Here is a 16,887-nt window from a genome sequence, read left to right as displayed (position 1 = left end):
TCTCGACCACAGTGAGGAGTTACTCCGCGCAGTGCGGATTGCCATAACGGTGCAACGACGGACGATCAAGAACGATCACCACCAGCGGACCGGCGCTCCCGTGCCGGCGCGTTGGCATGCTCGTCCGGCCTGGATCGCACGGTCAGGCCGGTCCGTGCTGTGCGTGTGACCCCTCGCGTGCTGAGGCTCGCGATGCGAGGAGGGGTGGGCGCGCATGAATTCGACAGTCGTGATCATGCTGGCGGTAGCCGTGGTCCTGCTGGCGCTTGTCGCGATTGTCGCGCTTGCCGTGCTGATACGCCGCACCGGTGGCGACCGGACCGCGAGGCAGGGCCCCACCGCCGAAGAGCTGGCCGACGTCCAGGCCGAGCTCGACCAGGCGCGCCGCGAGGGCACCGAGATCCGGGTCAAGGCCGAGTCCGACGCCGGTGAGATGCTCCGCCGGGCAGAGGTCGTCGCCGAAGACGCCTTGCGCGTGCGCAAGGAGGTCGAGGAGGAGACCCGGACGCTGAAGAACGAGCTCAAGGAGCTGCGCTCCGATCTCGAACGCCGGGAGAATCGCCTGGCCGGGCGGGAGCAGCGCCTGGACGAGGAGGCTCGCAGGCTGGCCGAGCGCGGCAGGAAGCTCGCCGAGACCGAGTCGGAGCTGGCCGACCGCCGCGCGGAACTCGACCACATCGAGGAGAAGCGCCGCGAGGTGCTCGAACGGGTCGCCGGGCTGACCGCCGAGCAGGCCAAGTCCGAGCTGGTGATGACCATCGAGAACCAGGCCAAGCGCGAGGCGGCGCTGATCGTCCGGGAGATCGAGAGCGAGGCCCGCCGGGAGGGCGAGAAGCGCGCCTGCAAGATCGTCACGCTGGCCGTTCAGCGCGTGGCCACCGAGCAGACCGCCGAGTCGGTGGTCAGCGTGCTGCACCTGCCGGGTGACGAGATGAAGGGGCGGATCATCGGCCGCGAGGGCCGCAACATCCGGGCCTTCGAGTCCACGACCGGGGTCAACCTGATCATCGATGACACCCCGGAGGCCGTGCTGCTGTCGTGCTTCGACCCGGTGCGGCGCGAGACGGCGCGGCTGACCCTGGAGAAGCTCGTCCTGGACGGCCGCATCCATCCGCAGCGCATCGAGGAGGCGTACGAGCGCAGCAAGGAGGAGGTCAAGGACCTGTGCGTCCGGGCCGGTGAGGACGCCCTGGTCGAGCTGGGCATCACCGACATGCACCCCGAGCTGATCACCCTGCTCGGTCAGCTCCGCTACCGCACCTCCTATGGGCAGAACGTGCTCAAGCACCTCATCGAGTCGGCGCACATCGCGGGCATCATGGCCGCCGAGCTGCGTCTGGACCCGATGCTGCTCAAGCGCTGCACGGTCCTGCACGACATCGGCAAGGCGCTCACCCACGAGGTGGAGGGCAGCCACGCGCTGATCGGCGCCGAGATCGCCCGCCGCTACGGCGAGCACGAGGACGTCGTGCACGCGATCGAGGCGCACCACAACGAGGTCGAGGTCCGCACGGTCGAGGCGGTGCTCACCCAGGCCGCCGACGCGATCAGCGGCAGCCGCCCGGGCGCGCGCCGCGAGTCGCTGGAGGCGTACGTCAAGCGGCTGGAGCGCCTGGAGGAGATCGCGCAGTCCTACGACGGCGTCGAGAAGGTCTTCGCCATGCAGGCGGGCCGCGAGATCAGGGTGATGGTCAGGCCGGAGGCCATCGACGACATCCAGGCACAAGTGATCGCCCGTGACGTGGCCAAGCAGGTCGAGGAGGAGCTGACCTACCCGGGCCAGATCCGCATCACCGTCGTCCGCGAGTCGCGCGCCACCGAGTTCGCCCGCTGACCCACCGCCCGATCGGCTCGCCTCAGCGGCGCGGGAAGGTTCCGTTCGCGCGTGGCCGGCGACCGGTGGCCGACCAGCGGCCCCCGTGCCGGAATGCCCTTCCGGCCGGCGAGTCCGGGCCCGCGCCGGCGGGTCGCCGGGCGCCGGTGGGGGGAGTCGCGAGCCGGCGCCGCATGGCCGGACCACACGTCCTCGGTCCCGCCCGCGAATCTCTGGGCGGGGGCTCATGTGTGCGGCGCGCGGGTCAGCCGCGGAAGATCTGCTGGTAGAAGGACAGCTCGGCGGCGAGGGCGGCGCTCTTGGTCTCGGCCCGGCGGAACTCGTGGCCCTCGCCCTCGAAGGCGAGGTACACACACGGCACGCCGCGCTCGTTCAGCGCCGCCGCGAACGCCTCCGGCTGCGCCGGGGGCACGATCGGGTCTTCCTGGCCCTGCATCAGCAGCATCGGGCGGTCGACCTGCCCGCACCGGGCCAGGGGCTCACGTGAGGCGTACAGCAGCGGGTCGGGCGGGCCGACGAGCCATTCGACGTACCGCGACTCGAAGTCGTGCGTCGTGGCGGCCAGCGGCGCCAGCGTGCTGATCGCCGCGACCGCGACCGCGCCGCAGAACAACCCCGAGGAGCAGCACGCGGTCAGAGCGGTCCACGCCCCGGCGCCGGCGCCCCTGATCGCGATGCGGGCCGGGTCGGCGTGGCCGTCCGACAGCAGCCACTCGGCGGCGGCGATGACGTCCTCCACGTCGACGATGCCCCAGTGCCCCTTCAGCCGCTCCCGGTAGGCGCGGCCGTAGCCGGTGGAGCCGCCGTGGTCGACCTCGATGATCCCGATGCCCCGGCTGGTGAGGAACGCCTTGCGCAGGTCGAGGGCGGAGGTGGTGTGCCAGGCCGGCCCGCCGTGGACGTCCACCACGTACGGCGGCGGGGCGTCTCCGGCGCGCACCGAGGGGTTGGCCGGCGGGTGGACGCGCGCGTGCACCCGCCGCCCGGACCGCCCGCGGATCTCCACCCGGCGCGGCTCCGGCAGGTAGTCAGGGTGCGGAAGCTCGCCGATGTCGCTGCGCAGGCTCTCGGCCCGTCCCGTCGCGGTGTCCACCCGCACCACCGACCGGGGGATGCCCGGCCCGTAGGCGACGCCGCACACCGTGGCGCCGTCCACGCTGAGGCAGGGCACCCAGCCGTCGTAGGGCAGGTCGAGGTCGGTGAGCGTGCCTGTGCGCGGGTCGAGGACGCCCAGGCGCAGGTCGGGACGTCCGTGCAGCACCGCGAGCCGGCCGTCGGGGAGCACGGCGTACGGCGCGCCGCCGAGCTCCCCGGGCGCCCAGGCGAACTCTTCCTCCGCGGGGTACAGCGCGCGCGGCTCGGCCTCGCCGTGTGCGCCGATCTCGTAGAGGTTCCACCATCCGCTGCGGTCGGAGATCGCGTACAGGGTGGAACGGTCCTTCCACCGCGGGGCCAGCACCGACTCGGCCGGGCCGCCCATGACCGTCCACGAGGCGCCGTCGGCGAGCCGGGTGACGCGCAGGAACGTGCCGGTCCAGGGCATGCTCGGGTGGTCCCAGCAGATGTAGGCGACATGCCCGCCGTCGGGGGAGATCGCCGGGAAGGCGTAGAAGTCGCTGCCGGACACCCGCCGGCGGGGCTCACCGCCGCGTAAGGGCACCGACACGATGGAGCGGGTGACCTTCCCCTCGCCGGCGTGGCGCTCCTGTACGCACCACACCTCGTCGTCGTGCACGGCCGGCTCGGCGTAGCGCAGCCCGCACGGCGTCTCGGGCTCAGGAGTGATCGCCACCGGCGGGCCGCCCTGCTGCGCGCCGCCGACCTCGGGGGTGGCGGGGACGAGGTGGAGCCGCTGGTCGCCATGGGAGGCGAACACCACGCCGACGCCCGGCGCCACGGCGTACGAGCGCCCGCCGTACTCGTGGACGCGGGTGCGGGCGTCCCAGGGGGCGGGCAGCAGCTCCCGGCGGACGCCGTCCGCGGCCTGGTGGACGATGGTGCGCCGGCCGCCTTCGGTGGGGCGGTCCTCCTCCCACCAGATCGCGCCGGCGACCGCCGTCGGGTACCCGGGACGCAGGCCGCAGCGGACGACGTCGGCCGTGGAGATGGGCGAGGGCCAGGCACCGAACGGCGCGGAGGGGGGCCCGGACATGCGCTCGGGGGGCATAGCCGCATCCTGCCGGAAAACCGCGCCCCGCGTGGCGGCTACGGCACTGATCGTAATTCACGTACCGTGGTAAAGCACGCTAAGACGGATGTTTCTCCCCGTCCGCAACCCCCGGCAGGCCCGAATCGGCTCTCTGGACCGGCCCGGATCACACGCCCAGGCCGGCCCGGACCGCACGCGACAGGATCGGACCCCGGGCCAGACGCGTGCTGTTGCCGGAGAAGCGGGGACGGCCGGAGGCGCGGGACCTCGGCCGTGGATGCCCGTGCGTAACCGGTCTCGAAGCTGAGGAAGATTGGCAGCGTACGGCGTCACCGCAGGCCGGCTCGCGATGGAACAGATCCGTGCACGCCCGCACAAGCAGGTGCTTATCCGTACCCGACAACGCCGGCCGCGCCTGCGGGTCGCCTGTGGTCGTTTAACGTGTCGGCTGAACTCCTGTTGAAGATCGGCGGTCCATAAAAGTCCCTTCGACCGGTGCGTCACGGTATCGGGCCAGAACTCGAGGTCACGGCAATCTCCGTATTATAACCCCTCGGACCGCATCCTCCGGGACCAAGCCGTACACCCGCGAGTCGACGCTCCCTTCGGAATTATCGCCCAACACGGCGAACCTGCCCCGAGGGATTCGTTCCGGCAATGTATGAGAGAATGCCTTCTGGATTTCTTGCGGGAGTGGGTCTCCGGGAAGAGCGACAACTCGCTTCACTGCGAGATGACCCATTCTAGATCTCGGCACATTCGGTTGGGACGACCGCGCCAGGCGCCGGTTGCCCCATCTGATGGCGAACGGTCCCACTCCGTGATCGGCAGCACGGGGTGAGGGTCCTATCGGTTGCTTGATCACTACGGCCTGGCCCCTCTCGAGATTGTTCAGATCAGATCTTCGCGCGAGAAGGCGGTCGCCCGGCGTGTAAGTAGGTCTCATGCTGTTTCCAATGACGGTCACGCGGAAGAACCGACGGCGAAAGAAGGCGGCAAGGCATATCAGGGGGAGTGTCATCAGGCCGATCAGGGCCAAGGATGTCAGAACGAGGCTCATCTCCAGCACTCCTTGAAACGGGTCCGGTGGAGTCGGATCAATGATCGACCTCTACGGCCGGCCATGTGCCGCCGTAGGCCTCCGCCTGGATCCTGAATAGCTGTGCGTACGTCCCATCTTGTGCCATGAGCTGTTCGTGATCCCCGGCCTCGCTGATGACACCGCCCTCCAGCACCACTATCTGGTGGCTATTTCGGGTGCCGCCCAGCCTGTGAGATATGATGACGTTGGTCATTCCTAGGCGATGCCGGCCGATATTCTGGAGTATCTCGTGCTCTGCTCTCGCGTCAAGGCCCGAGCTCGGCTCGTCCATTAGCAATAGATCAGGCTGGGGCTTGTACAGCGCGCGGGCCAGGGCCAGCCGCTGCCATTGCCCGCCCGACAACGCGATACCGGTCTTCGTGTCAGTCTTCTCTGATTCGGAGAAGAATATGCGGCTCAACAGCGTGTCGTACCCGTCGGGCAGATCAAGTATCGCGTCATGCAGTCCGACCAGCCTCGAGGTGCTTTCGAGCGCATGCTGATCACCGGACAGTAGGAGATCTCCGATCTCTATGTTCTCTCTCGCCGTAAGATCGTATTCCATATAGTCCTGGAAGACGACGCGGATGCGACGTCGAAGCTGTTCCACAGGTATGTCCCTGACGTCTACCCCATCCCATAGGACACGTCCACGGGTAGGCTCATAGAGACGACATGCGAGTTTCACCAAGGTTGACTTTCCGGCACCATTCGCCCCGACCAGGGCCGTGGTCGTTCCTACGGGAATCTCGAGGTTGACTCCCCGCAGCACCCATGGTTGATCGTCGCCATAACGGAACCAGACGTCATCGAAGACGATCCGCTCTTTAAGCGGAGGCGCAGTGGTCAGGCTAGCGGCTCTCGGCTGCTCACTGGGGGCGGCCTCAATGACCGTCAGGAAATGGCCGAACAGCAGCAAAGAGTTCTGTGTCCGCGCGATCTCCCTCACAATAGCGGGGATGGAGCTTTGGATGGCACCGAGTGCGGCGACGAACATCGTCAGGTCGCCGATGCTCAATTCATGACTGAGAGATGCGTTCACGGCCCACAGAAGGCCAACTCCACCGATGAGCGCCGACAGGCCGGCGAGAGAAGTCTGGCTGAACACTTCCCGTCGCTGCAACGCGCGTTTCGCTGATATGATCTGCCGTCGCTCCGCCGTCATTCGCTCGCGCAAGTGATCGCCGATGTCGTAGATGCGGATCTCTTTGGCCGCTTTCGCGCTAGAGAGCAGACTCCGGTAGAAGAACTCCCTGCGCTCGGCGGGGCCGGTGGTCCATAGCATCTGGGCCCGTCTTCCCGACAGAGACATCTCCAGCAGCACCGCGGGGATGATAGATGTGAGCACACAGATCGTCATGACCGGGCTCAACACCATGAGGGTGCCAAGAAATCCCACCACGGTGAGCACACCCCGTGTCGCTCCCACAGCACCGCTTACGACGTCTGACGGAGTCTTGCCTCCAGACTGTTGAGCCAGTCGCAAGTGATCCAGGAACTTCGGATCTTCGAATCGGCTCAAGCCAGCCAAGGAGTTGACGGCCCGGAACAGATCGCTCTGGGCTACTAGGCTGACCTGCTCTTCAAGCTGAAAGCGCGCGTACTGAGATAGCTGAGGGAGGACTGCTAGCGCCAGGCCGATCACGGCGAGAGAGACGGGGAGAAGCGCGTGCGCGAAGGGTTGGCGGCTACTGAGCTGGTCGATTATCTCTTTGGTCACCCATGCGGCCGCGATCGGCAGCAGAGCTGCGGTGATCGTCAGAGCGCAGTAACTCACCAGATAAATGCGAGGTATGGTCAGAACAAGTCGTAGCGCCTGTTCGAGGCACACTCTGATGGGATGGCTCTGCTCGGAGGGAGTCCCGATGCCGAAGCGCATGTCGCGACTCAGATGGTGTTGGCTGGAGTGGGTAGTGATGTGGGGTTGCTCGCCGTTCTGGTGCTTCCGATGAACAGCTCGTCCCCGTCTCTTCTGACGCTGCACATGGTTGGAAATGAACTCACGGCGAAAGCGGTGGCCACCGGACCGAAGTGATCTTCGACTATCACTCTTCCCACCGATGTGAGCTGCGTGACCATCTCTTCCGCTGCGATCGCATCGCCGACCACGACAGCAATCACCTGTTCTTTGGTCTCGCCTCGCTGCGCAGCGCTGATGAAGTAGGGGAGTTTCTCGTGGCACGTGCCGCAGTCAACCATGAAGAACCCAACGGTCATGCCGTCTTGCAGGTCGTTCCGCGACAGTGGGGCCTGGTCTACCGTGATGCTCTGGAAATCACTGATCGGCGTGCCCGCCGGGAGGCTCTTGATCTCCGGCAGGGACCGCGTCTGGAGTCCAGTGGAGTTCGTTCCATGGCGAAGCCGGCGAATCACGCCGATGAGAAGGATGAAGTTCAGCATCGAAAGCAGACCCACGAGCGAGATCGCTACGCTGACAACTGACATGATTGCTCCTTCAGATGGTTCGGCCGCCCATGGTGAGTTGCACGCGGAGAAGCTCCATCAGAGCTGGGGACTCAAACCCGGAACACCTCTATGATCTCGTCAATAGAGGCGATGAGAACTCCTAAGATCGCGCCCGCTGCGATGGTCATGGTCAAAGGAGCGGAATCCAGGGACGGCGTGGGTTCACTGGCGATCGCCATCAGGCCGGCCAGCGACATCGCCAGCAGAACTAGATTTCTTGCCACTTGTAGTGGCCCAACGGGGGTGGCCGAGGTTCCGAAGCAGCGGCAACTGCGTCGATGCCCCCGCCTTATGACGATCAACAATGCGCCGGTGAAGATCAATAGAAGGGTCGAACTCAGTAGAAAGCCGATGGTGGCGGTCTCTGCGGGGCCTATCAATAGAAGTACGACAGCCGCCTCGGAGAAGACTGTGACCTGGCTTAGACGGCGCACCATGGGTGCTGGCAGGACCTCAAGAGCTTCAACGCTCTCCAGGAATGCCGCTCGTGCCGCCCGGCTGCGAAGTTTACTGAATGCCGCGATGCCGAAAGTTGTCGCGAGTAGACAACGACTTAAAATGGCCATCAAGTCCATGCGCAACCTACCAGATGACTTGGTATTGCTCCCCGATTTGATTTACTCGTCATAGGACCATGTCGGCCGTCCACCCGCCGTAGTGGCTCGCGTGGACGGCCGGAACATCGGTTTTCGGACGCTGCGTATTTCTAGCAGCAGGAGTCGTAGGTGCTACAGAGGTAACCCGAGGCGTCTACGCAGCACACCTTCCACCGTTCTTCCCACCCCCACCCGCACGCAAAGGTCGCGTGGCATGATGAAACGAGTGTGTAGGTGCAATCGTCGTCCGCGGTGGCCGTCTCCCGTGTAACCACCATGTTCAGGAGACGATCGGCCATCGATGCTACGGCGTCTTTCATTTCCCACCTTTCTGGTGATCGGCCTAGCCTTGTTTTAACATGCGTCAGCTTGTTACGGAAGGGCGGATAAGTAGTATGCCGGTTACTCCTTGTGGCATCCAGCGCTGACGCCGTGTCGAATGGACAGTTGACCTGCGCTTCCTGGCTGTTGGATGCAGGTTTCCAGTCATGAGAGATTGCTTAATATGCTTGGTGGGAAGGCCGATGGCTCGGCAACAGAAGCGTGTGTCGCGAGGTCCCCAGGCAATCATGCGGGCGAACGCCGGGTTTATGTGGTCAACCCCGCGGCCGTGTGATATGTGCGGTCCGATCCAGTTGGCGGCGAAGCCGAGCAAGGGGCAGGTCGCGCTGACCGGTGTCCTTGCAGTGCGGATACAGCTCTCGCCACGGCGCATTGCCGGACGGCGCGGTTCTGGGCCGGTCGAGTTGCCCAGCCGCCGCTGAGATGCGATCAAGCGGGCGTCTGATCCTGCGAATTTCGTCCGCACCTCGGATCGGCGCACGACGAAGCAGGGCTGGGGGTGTTCCAAGCGGTGGCACAGCGTGCGCTACTCAAGGCAGTCCTGGCCGGCCGCACCGGGGGCTCACTGCGCGGGGTCGATGAGCGGTCGCCCCAGCAATGCCGGACAGCGGACCGGTCACGATTAGTGACGCTTAATGGCTGGGGTTACGGGGGGCGGAGGTCCAGGCCGGTCTTGGCGAGGAAGGCGGTGAGGCGGGCGGGGCGGTACTGCATCCGTTTGAGCCGGTTCTTCACCAGGGCGATCAGCTGATCGATGGTGCGCATGGCGAGGTTGGCCAGGCTCTTCTTCATGTGCGCCCATACGGCCTCGACCGGGTTCAGCTCGGGGGCGTAGGCGGGCAGGTAGAACACCGTCAGCTACGGGCGGGCGGCGATCAGGCGTCGCATCTCGGCGGAGGTGTGGGTGTTCAAGTTGTCCCAGACCACCACGATCGGCCCGCCGAGCTGCTGGTGGGCGGCGTCGAACTGCGCGGCGTAGTCGGCCTCACCGAACCCTCGGCGTTCGCCCTTGCGCCCGCGATGGGTCCGGAGCCGGTAGATCAGCCGCGGCCGCTGCTGCGGGATGGCCAGCCGGGTGGCGATCAGGCCGACGATCGACACGCGTCCGGTGCCCTTGACCGGCAGCGACACGATCGGGGTGTGTCCCTTGCGGCCCCAGGTGCGGCCCTTGGGGGACCTCAGGGTCTGCCCGGCCTCGTCCTCGAAGCACAGCCACGCCCCTTGCTGTGCTGCCAGCCTTTTATGATCGGCCACTGCTCGTCCTTCCACGCGGCAATGGCCTTCTCGTCACGTTCGGCGGCGCGGCGGCAGGGGGCCTGCCAGCTCCAGTCGAGCCGGTGCAGCAGGTAGCAGACCCCGCCCACGGTGTAACTCACCCCGAACAGGCGCCCGATCACCTCGGCGATCCGGGTCAAGGTCCAGCACTGGTCATCCCAGCCGTGAGCGATCGGCCCTTCCTCCAGGGCCTGCTCCAGCCGGGCGAGCTGGGCATCGTCGAGCTTGCACGCCGCTCCGCCGGCTCCTTTGGAGACCAGGGTCTCCCGGCCGCCGTTCTCCAGCGCACGCCGCCACCGGCCGGCCGACATCCGCGAGACCCGAAACTCCCGCGCGACCTGGCCGTCACTCGCGCCTTCGGCGAACCGGTCGGCTGCCTGCATCCTCACCTGCTCACGGCGTAATCGCTGCTCGGCGGTCAAGCCACCGCCATCGGGATACCTCATGCACCCCTGGTAGCACCGCGACGCCCAGCCGCCAGCTCACGCCGAGGTCAGGCCATATAACCCTCACCATTGAGCCCTTTCATCCCGCCGTCGCAGGTCAGGGATATCGGGTGGCGTCTGGTAGCTGATCGACAAATAGAGAAGCCCCTGGTAGAAGGGTTGTCGACCAAGATCAACCTATGCACCAGAGGCTTCGAGTTGCTGTTCTACCGCGCCGCGCTGCCGTTGTCACATCAGACGCTGTCCTACCTGTCCGGCCTCATCCGACGCCACCGCACGACCATCGGCTCGCCCTGGCGCCGCCTCAACCTCGGACGGCAGGCGCTGCTGGTGCTGGTCCACCTGCGCAAAGGCGAGATCCTTGCCGAAGTGGCGAGCGGAAGCGGGGTGGGAACGGCGACCGCCTGGCGCTACATCCGCGAGGCCATCACGCTGCTCGCCCGGCGCCCTCCCAGCCTGAACCAGGCATTACGAGCCGCCAGGCGCGCCCGCCACGCCTTCGTGGTACTCGACGGAACACTCATCCCGATCGACCGGGTGGCCGCCGACCGGCCCTACTACTCCGGCAAGAACCGGATGCACGGCATGCACATCCAGGTCATCAGCGCTCCAGACGGCACACCCTTACGGACCTCCGGTTCACTGCCCGGATCGGTGCACGACCTGACAGCGGCCCGCATCTGGGGCATCATCCGCCGGTTGGAGGCCGCCGACTTGATCGCCCTGGCCGACAAGGCGTACGTCGACGCAGGTCAGCGCGTGCTGGTGCCCTACAAGGGGCGGGGCAAGCTGGCATCCCAGAAGAACGCCAACTCCGCTCACGCCAAGCTCCGCGGACCTGGCGAGCGGGCGAATGCGCAATTGAAGAACAGGCGGATCCTACGAAAGCTACGCTGTTGCCCCCTCCGCGCAGGTCAGCTCGTCAAAGCCATCCTCGTCCTTCAACTACGCGAAGCAGGATGAAAAATGCTCACTGATCAGCCCGCAGAGTACGTTGCCATCGCGCTCATGTGACCGTGCCCTGCGGAATTGTCGAGCGTGTGCTTGTTCTGGGGGCTTTCAGGCGGCTGCGCCTGCTCCGCCTCTCCAGCCAGTGAGCCACCTGACCGAGACCGAGATTGATCAGAATGTAGATCGCGGCGATCACGATCGCTGCGGGGACGATGTTGGCGAAGGTGGCGGGCAGTTGACGGAACCCGGTGTTGAGGAGTTCCTCGTAGGCGATGATGTATCCAAGGGCGGTGTCCTTGAGCACGACGACCATCTGGCTGACGATGGCGGGCATCATCGCGGTGACAGCCTGTGGGAGCAGGATCAACCGTATGACGCCACTCTTGCGCAGGCCGATCGCGTAGGCCGCTTCGGCTTGACCTCGCGGTATGGACGTTATGCCGGCTCGGAAAACCTCCGCGAGAACCGACCCGTTGTACAGCGTCAGCCCGATGACGACCGCCGTGAACGCACTCATGGTGTAGCCGAACAGATCGAAAGCCCCGGCCTGAGCGAAGAAGATCATCATGAGCACGGGTATCGAGCGAAAGAACTCCACGATGGTGGCGGACGGCAACCGCAGCCAGCGATGTTCGGACAGACGGCCAAGGCCGAAGACCACGCCGAACAGCAGGGATAGAATCGCTGCGACAAGAGCCGCCGAGAGGGTGCCCGCCAAACCGGGCAAGATCTGACCTGTCCATACCTGCGGGTCAATGAAGGGCGTCCACAGTTTTGCTGACCACTGACCGGCTTGGTCGAACTTGCTGTAGACGAAATAGGCGATGACGATGAGCCCGATGGCGCCGAGCAGGGCGTAGACGTTGTTGCGTAGCCGGGTCCGCGGCCCCGGTATGTCGTACAAAATGCTAGTGCTCATCGAACTACCGCCATACGCTTGGACAGCCAGGAGAAGAAGAACCCTGTCGGCAGGGTCAGGACGATAAAGCCGAGCGCGAATCCGAGGAAGATGGGCACGGTCCCACTCCCCTCGTAGATCATTTCGCTCATCAAGTAGGCGGCCTCGGCGTAGCCGGCAACAATGACCACTGTGGTGTTCTTGGTAAGCGCGATCAAGACACTGCCGAGAGGGCCGATGACACTGCGGAATGCCTGAGGAAGGATGATCAGGCGCAGTGACTGAACGAAAGTCAACCCGATGGCACGCGCCGCCTCGGCCTGGCCGAGCGAGACGGTCCCGATGCCCGCGCGGAGGGATTCACAGACGAATGCCGAGGTGTAGGCGGAGAGGCCTAGCACTGCGAACCAGTAGCCGTTGACCGACGGGTCATCTGAAAAGTTCAGTTTCAGTACGTTGCTGATTCCCAGGCTGCAGAATAGCAGCACCAGCGTGAGCGGTGTATTTCGCAAGGTGTTGACATAGACGGTACCCGCAAGCCGGAATACCGGAGTGGGGGCGACGCGCATGGTGGCCAGGATTGTGCCGAGAATCAGTGCGAAAATGGCACTCACCACGGTGAGCCGTATTGTGGCCCAGAAACTCGCCAGTACGGAATCAAGGTTTGAGATCAGAGCATTCATAGTCCCTCACCGCAATCGGAAGCGTGCCGGCGGTGGACCGCCGGCACGCGATCAATGAACGAGGTCGGGGAGGTTTCAGCTGCAGGGCTCGAACTGCGGGGGCGTGGTCGGGAACTCAAGTCCCTTGGCGGCGCCGAACCACTTCTGGAGAAGCTGCGTAGCGGTGCCGTCTTGGTACATCTTAGTGATCGCCTCGTTGACCTTGTTGCAGGTGGAGGTGTCCCCCTTCTTCATTCCGATGCCGTACTTCTCGTCGGTGAACGGAACACCCAGGATCTTGAAGTCGCCACCTTGAGAAGCAAAACCTGCGAGGATGAGATTGTCAGTGGTAACAGCGTCAAGCGTGCCGCCCTTCAGCCGCTCGACACACTCGCCGTACGATCCGGCCGGCACCAGCTGGGCTTCGATGCTTCGCCCGTTCGGCGGCGGGTCGGTGATGCGCTTGTAGGAGTTGGAGCCCGATGCCTGACAGATGCGCTTGCCCTTCAGGTCCTCGACCTTACTGATTGAGGTCTCGTTGCCGCGGACCATGGTGTCCTGGTGGGCGAGGATGTACGGCCCGCCAAAGCCCACCTTCTCCTTACGCTCGGGAAGGATCGAATAAGTCGCGACGACCAGGTCTACTTGTCCCTGCTGGATGAAGGGCTCCCGGTTCTTGGAGATCGTTTCCTTCCAGCTGATATTGCTCTCGTCCACACCCAGCTGCTTGGCCACGTACTTGGCCACGTCGACATCAAAGCCCTCGACACTGCCGTCGGGCTTCTTGAGGCCGAGAGCCGGCTGGTCGAACTTGACGCCGATCGTCAGTTTCTTGGTCTTCTCCGCCTTCTCGACGACCGAGGCGTATGAATCAGAGCCACCGCCACAGGCGGCGAGGCTGGACAGTGCGGCGGCGGACAGTAGCAGGGCTCCGAACCGTCGTAGGCGCATGTGTAATTACCTCAGCTTTCTTCGTGACCTGTGTGACAGCGTGGCGAGCGACGTGCCTGATCTGGGCAAGCGATGCAGCAGCCAGGGCCGGAATCCTGGGAGATACGTCGGCAGAGGTCGTGCGGAGGTGCGGAAGGACGTCCGCAGGACGAGGTCCAGATGGCGTCCATGAAGAGCGGTCAGTGGGTAAGGATCTTGGACAGGAAGTCCTTGGCCCGTTCGGTGCGGGGGGCGGTGAAGAACTCGTCGGGGGTGTTCTCCTCGACGATCTGGCCCTCCGCCATGAAGACCACGCGGTTGGCGGCCCGCCGGGCGAAGCCCATCTCGTGGGTGACCACCATCATCGTCATGCCCTCGCGCGCCAGGCCGATCATCACGTCGAGCACCTCCTGGACCATCTCGGGGTCCAGCGCGGAGGTGGGCTCGTCGAAGAGGATCATCTTGGGGTCCATCGCCAGCGCACGGGCGATGGCGACCCGCTGCTGCTGGCCACCGGAGAGCTGGGCGGGGTGCTTGCCCGCCTGGCTGGCGATGCCGACCCGTTCGAGCAGCTCCATGCCGCGCTTGTCGGCCTGGTCGCGGGCGATGCCGCGCACCCTGGTCGGCCCCAGCGTGACGTTCTCCAGGATCGTCTTGTGCGCGAACAGGTTGAACGACTGGAACACCATCCCGACGTCCGACCGCAGCCGGGCCAGCGCCTTGCCCTCGGCGGGCAGCGGCCTGCCGTCGAAGGTGATCGTGCCGGAGTCGATCGTCTCCAGCCGGTTGATGGCGCGGCACAACGTCGACTTCCCGCCCCCGGACGGGCCGATCACCACCACGACCTCCCCCCGGGAGACCGTCAGATTGATGTCCCTGAGCACGTGCAGGGCCCCGAAGTGCTTGTTGACGTTCTCGACTCTGACGAGCGGAGTCGCGTCCCCGTTGTCCGTCATGCTGGACAACGTAAGTGGTCAAGGCCACCGGTCACTAACCGGGTGGTACCGATCGCATCACGGCCTGGTCACGAGCCCTCTCGTAAGCACATGGAACGGTACACGGCGGCCGTCGGCTCCCGGGGGAAGCCGTGTGCGACGAGGGGCGCGGAACGCCTACCCTTGTCTGTTGAGATGACTGTCACCGAGGAGCGCGCCCGCACGTACGAGGTCATCACGTACGGGTGCCAGATGAACGTCCACGACTCCGAGCGGCTCTCCGGCCTGCTGGAGGACGCCGGCTACGTGCGGCCCGCCGAGGGCGAGACGGCCGACGTGGTCGTGTTCAACACCTGCGCCGTCCGCGAGAACGCCGACAACAGGCTGTACGGCAACCTCGGCCACCTGCGGCCCGCCAAGGTGCGCAACCCCGGCATGCAGATCGCCGTGGGCGGCTGCCTGGCGCAGAAGGACCAGGGCGAGATCGTCCGCAAGGCCCCGTGGGTCGACGTGGTCTTCGGCACGCACAACATCGGCTCGCTGCCGGTGCTGCTCGAACGCGCCCGCGTCGCGCAGGAGGCCCAGGTCGAGATCAAGGAGTCGCTCGAGGTCTTCCCGAGCACGCTCCCCACCAAGCGCGAGTCGCCGTACGCCGCGTGGGTCTCCATCTCGGTCGGCTGCAACAACACCTGCACGTTCTGCATCGTCCCCTCGCTGCGCGGCAAGGAGAAGGACCGCCGGCCCGGCGACGTCCTGGGCGAGGTCCGCTCGCTGGTCGACCTCGGCGTCCTCGAGGTCACGCTGCTCGGGCAGAACGTCAACACCTACGGCGTGGAGTTCGGCGACCGGCTGGCCTTCGGCAAGCTGCTGCGCGCCTGCGGCGACGTCGAGGGGCTCGAGCGGGTGCGCTTCACCTCGCCGCACCCGGCCGCCTTCACCGACGACGTCATCGCGGCCATGGCCGAGACGCCGAACGTCATGCACCAGCTGCACATGCCGCTGCAGTCGGGCTCCGACCGCGTCCTGCGGGCCATGCGCCGCTCCTACCGCGCCGAGCGCTACCTCGGCATCATCGAGCGGGTGCGCGCGGCCATGCCGGACGCCGCCATCTCCACCGACATCATCGTCGGCTTCCCCGGCGAGACCGAGGAGGACTTCCAGGCCACGCTGGACGTCGTCCGCGCCTCGCGGTTCGCGAACGCCTTCACCTTCCAGTACTCCATCCGCCCCGGCACGCCCGCCGCCACCATGGACGGCCAGGTGCCCAAGGAGGTCGTGCAGGAGCGGTACGAGCGGCTGGTCGCCCTGCAGAACGACATCTCCTGGGCGGAGAACAAGGCGCAGGTCGGGCGCACGCTGGAGGTCCTGGTCGCCGAGGGCGAGGGCCGCAAGGACGACGCCACGCAGCGCATGTCCGGCCGCGCCCCCGACAACCGCCTGGTCCACTTCGTGCCCACCCTGGGCGGCGAGCAGGGCGGCGACGCCGCTCCGCCGCGGCCGGGCGACATGGTCACCGTCGAGGTCACCTACGCGGCCCCGCACCACCTGGTCGCCGACGGTCCCGCGCTGGCGCTGCGGCGTACGCGGGCCGGTGACGCCTGGGAGGCCAGGCAGAACGCCGCCTGCGGCACCGGTGGCGGTGCGGGCGGGCCGGGCGCGGTGTCGCTCGGCATGCCGTCCGTCCGCCGCTCCTGACCACCGGTGCCCTCCCCGCCCGCGCGTTCTTCCCGCGCGGGCGGTCGCATATCCCGGGCCTTCGTCCGGGCGGCCGGGTGCCGTCCGGAACGCCTTGGCTCGTAGCGGGCGGCGCCCGTCACGGCCGCCGTGCCGTCATCCCGGTGCCCGCCATGCCTGCAGCAGGCGCTCGCAGTAGGGCCTGCGGAAGTCGGTGAAGGTCGCGCACGGGTTCGGCACCCGGCGCGGGGGGCCGTCCGGGCCTCGTGGCGGGTCCTGGGGGTGAAGCCGGGGGTCCGGCGACTGCGGGCCCTGACCGGGGGAGCGGCGCGGCGGCTGCGGGCCCTGGTCGATCATGGCCGGCGGCCGGTGAGCGGGCGGCGTGCCCTGGGGAAGTTCGCCGCCTCGGGGCCGGTCCGGCGCCTTGGGCGTGCGCCGGCTTGGCTTCGACGGCCGATGATGGCCGTCCCCGCGATGCCGCGGGCCCGTCTTCCGTCCCGCGATCTTCTTGTGTCCGGTGCCCTCGGCGGGCGCTTTTCGGCCGGCCGGCGCCCGGACCCTGCCGAGGCCCGGACGGGTGGGAGCGGGCACGGGCACGGCCCACCCGGACCCGCCCCGCGAGCCGGGCGAGGTGTCCGGCCAGGGCGC

General features: G+C 66.4%; 15 protein-coding genes. 3 read left to right on the top strand and 12 right to left on the bottom strand.

Annotated features, from left to right (window positions below; genetic code table 11):
* The first annotated feature begins 214 nt into the window (after positions 1-214).
* Complete coding sequence (gene rny, locus IEY93_RS13210; protein WP_229691097.1) at positions 215-1,834, top strand: ribonuclease Y; 1,620 nt, start codon at positions 215-217, stop codon at positions 1,832-1,834.
* Between the two features lie 244 nt (positions 1,835-2,078).
* On the opposite strand, the gene IEY93_RS13205 is transcribed toward rny, so the two are convergent.
* From IEY93_RS13205 to IEY93_RS13175, 8 genes are all read right to left on the bottom strand, one after another.
* On the bottom strand, positions 2,079-4,001 hold the full coding sequence (locus tag IEY93_RS13205; protein WP_189163320.1) for a prolyl oligopeptidase family serine peptidase: 1,923 nt from the start codon (positions 3,999-4,001) through the stop codon (positions 2,079-2,081).
* Positions 4,002-4,509: 508 nt separating this feature from the next.
* Complete coding sequence (locus IEY93_RS39740; protein WP_189163434.1) at positions 4,510-5,004, bottom strand: S26 family signal peptidase; 495 nt, start codon at positions 5,002-5,004, stop codon at positions 4,510-4,512.
* Between the two features lie 76 nt (positions 5,005-5,080).
* Positions 5,081-6,943 carry an ABC transporter ATP-binding protein gene (locus tag IEY93_RS13195; protein ID WP_203968027.1) on the bottom strand — a complete coding sequence of 621 codons (1,863 nt, stop codon included), beginning with the start codon at positions 6,941-6,943 and terminating at the stop codon, positions 5,081-5,083.
* Positions 6,944-6,951: 8 nt separating this feature from the next.
* Positions 6,952-7,509: a TlpA family protein disulfide reductase gene (locus IEY93_RS13190; protein ID WP_189163319.1), complete on the bottom strand. Its 558-nt coding sequence runs from the start codon at positions 7,507-7,509 to the stop codon at positions 6,952-6,954.
* Between the two features lie 71 nt (positions 7,510-7,580).
* A complete protein-coding gene (locus tag IEY93_RS13185; RefSeq protein WP_189163318.1) occupies positions 7,581-8,105 on the bottom strand; it encodes a MauE/DoxX family redox-associated membrane protein in 525 nt (174 codons plus the stop codon).
* Positions 8,106-9,113: 1,008 nt separating this feature from the next.
* Positions 9,114-9,320 (bottom strand): transposase, encoded by a 207-nt coding sequence (locus IEY93_RS38105; protein ID WP_203968026.1) that lies wholly within the window; start codon positions 9,318-9,320, stop codon positions 9,114-9,116.
* Between the two features lie 6 nt (positions 9,321-9,326).
* Entirely contained in the window at positions 9,327-9,599 is a 273-nt protein-coding gene (locus IEY93_RS38100; protein WP_203968025.1) for a hypothetical protein, read from the bottom strand.
* A 47-nt stretch (positions 9,600-9,646) separates the two neighbouring features.
* Positions 9,647-10,165, bottom strand: a complete 519-nt coding sequence (locus tag IEY93_RS13175; RefSeq protein ID WP_229691096.1) for a winged helix-turn-helix domain-containing protein — start codon at positions 10,163-10,165, stop codon at positions 9,647-9,649.
* A gap of 222 nt (positions 10,166-10,387) precedes the next feature.
* Between IEY93_RS13175 and IEY93_RS13170 the strand changes: the two genes are divergently transcribed.
* On the top strand, positions 10,388-11,152 hold the full coding sequence (locus IEY93_RS13170; RefSeq protein WP_189163432.1) for a transposase family protein: 765 nt from the start codon (positions 10,388-10,390) through the stop codon (positions 11,150-11,152).
* 43 nt (positions 11,153-11,195) lie between these two features.
* Here IEY93_RS13170 and IEY93_RS13165 read toward each other — a convergent pair whose 3' ends face one another.
* From IEY93_RS13165 to IEY93_RS13150, 4 genes are all read right to left on the bottom strand, one after another.
* Complete coding sequence (locus IEY93_RS13165) at positions 11,196-12,059, bottom strand: amino acid ABC transporter permease (RefSeq protein WP_189163316.1); 864 nt, start codon at positions 12,057-12,059, stop codon at positions 11,196-11,198.
* Entirely contained in the window at positions 12,056-12,721 is a 666-nt protein-coding gene (locus tag IEY93_RS13160; protein WP_189163315.1) for an amino acid ABC transporter permease, read from the bottom strand. The genes IEY93_RS13165 and IEY93_RS13160 overlap by 4 nt, the downstream gene beginning before the upstream one ends.
* Positions 12,722-12,796: 75 nt before the next feature.
* The gene (locus tag IEY93_RS13155) at positions 12,797-13,651 is read right to left on the bottom strand and encodes a glutamate ABC transporter substrate-binding protein (protein WP_189163314.1); all 855 of its coding nucleotides are present in this window, start codon (positions 13,649-13,651) and stop codon (positions 12,797-12,799) included.
* A 179-nt stretch (positions 13,652-13,830) separates the two neighbouring features.
* Complete coding sequence (locus IEY93_RS13150) at positions 13,831-14,586, bottom strand: amino acid ABC transporter ATP-binding protein (RefSeq protein WP_189163313.1); 756 nt, start codon at positions 14,584-14,586, stop codon at positions 13,831-13,833.
* A gap of 174 nt (positions 14,587-14,760) precedes the next feature.
* On the opposite strand from IEY93_RS13150, the gene miaB reads away from it, so the two are divergent.
* The gene (gene miaB, locus IEY93_RS13145; RefSeq protein WP_189163312.1) at positions 14,761-16,260 is read left to right on the top strand and encodes a tRNA (N6-isopentenyl adenosine(37)-C2)-methylthiotransferase MiaB; all 1,500 of its coding nucleotides are present in this window, start codon (positions 14,761-14,763) and stop codon (positions 16,258-16,260) included.
* The last annotated feature ends 627 nt before the right edge of the window (positions 16,261-16,887 follow it).

Source organism: Sphaerisporangium melleum (assembly GCF_014646695.1).
Lineage (GTDB): Bacteria > Actinomycetota > Actinomycetes > Streptosporangiales > Streptosporangiaceae > Sphaerisporangium > Sphaerisporangium melleum.
Note: the sequence above shows the minus strand (reverse complement) of the source record. Positions and strands in the feature narration are given on the sequence as shown.

Excerpts from the sequence above, each read along its gene's own strand:
- rny (WP_229691097.1), top strand. The coding sequence starts at position 215 with ATGAATTCGACAGTCGTGATCATGCTGGCGGTAGCCGTGGTCCTGCTG.
- IEY93_RS13205 (WP_189163320.1), bottom strand. The coding sequence starts at position 4,001 with ATGCCCCCCGAGCGCATGTCCGGGCCCCCCTCCGCGCCGTTCGGTGCC.
- IEY93_RS39740 (WP_189163434.1), bottom strand. The coding sequence starts at position 5,004 with ATGACACTCCCCCTGATATGCCTTGCCGCCTTCTTTCGCCGTCGGTTC.
- IEY93_RS13195 (WP_203968027.1), bottom strand. The coding sequence starts at position 6,943 with ATGCGCTTCGGCATCGGGACTCCCTCCGAGCAGAGCCATCCCATCAGA.
- IEY93_RS13190 (WP_189163319.1), bottom strand. The coding sequence starts at position 7,509 with ATGTCAGTTGTCAGCGTAGCGATCTCGCTCGTGGGTCTGCTTTCGATG.
- IEY93_RS13185 (WP_189163318.1), bottom strand. The coding sequence starts at position 8,105 with ATGGACTTGATGGCCATTTTAAGTCGTTGTCTACTCGCGACAACTTTC.
- IEY93_RS13165 (WP_189163316.1), bottom strand. The coding sequence starts at position 12,059 with ATGAGCACTAGCATTTTGTACGACATACCGGGGCCGCGGACCCGGCTA.
- IEY93_RS13160 (WP_189163315.1), bottom strand. The coding sequence starts at position 12,721 with ATGAATGCTCTGATCTCAAACCTTGATTCCGTACTGGCGAGTTTCTGG.
- IEY93_RS13155 (WP_189163314.1), bottom strand. The coding sequence starts at position 13,651 with ATGCGCCTACGACGGTTCGGAGCCCTGCTACTGTCCGCCGCCGCACTG.
- IEY93_RS13150 (WP_189163313.1), bottom strand. The coding sequence starts at position 14,586 with ATGACGGACAACGGGGACGCGACTCCGCTCGTCAGAGTCGAGAACGTC.
- miaB (WP_189163312.1), top strand. The coding sequence starts at position 14,761 with ATGACTGTCACCGAGGAGCGCGCCCGCACGTACGAGGTCATCACGTAC.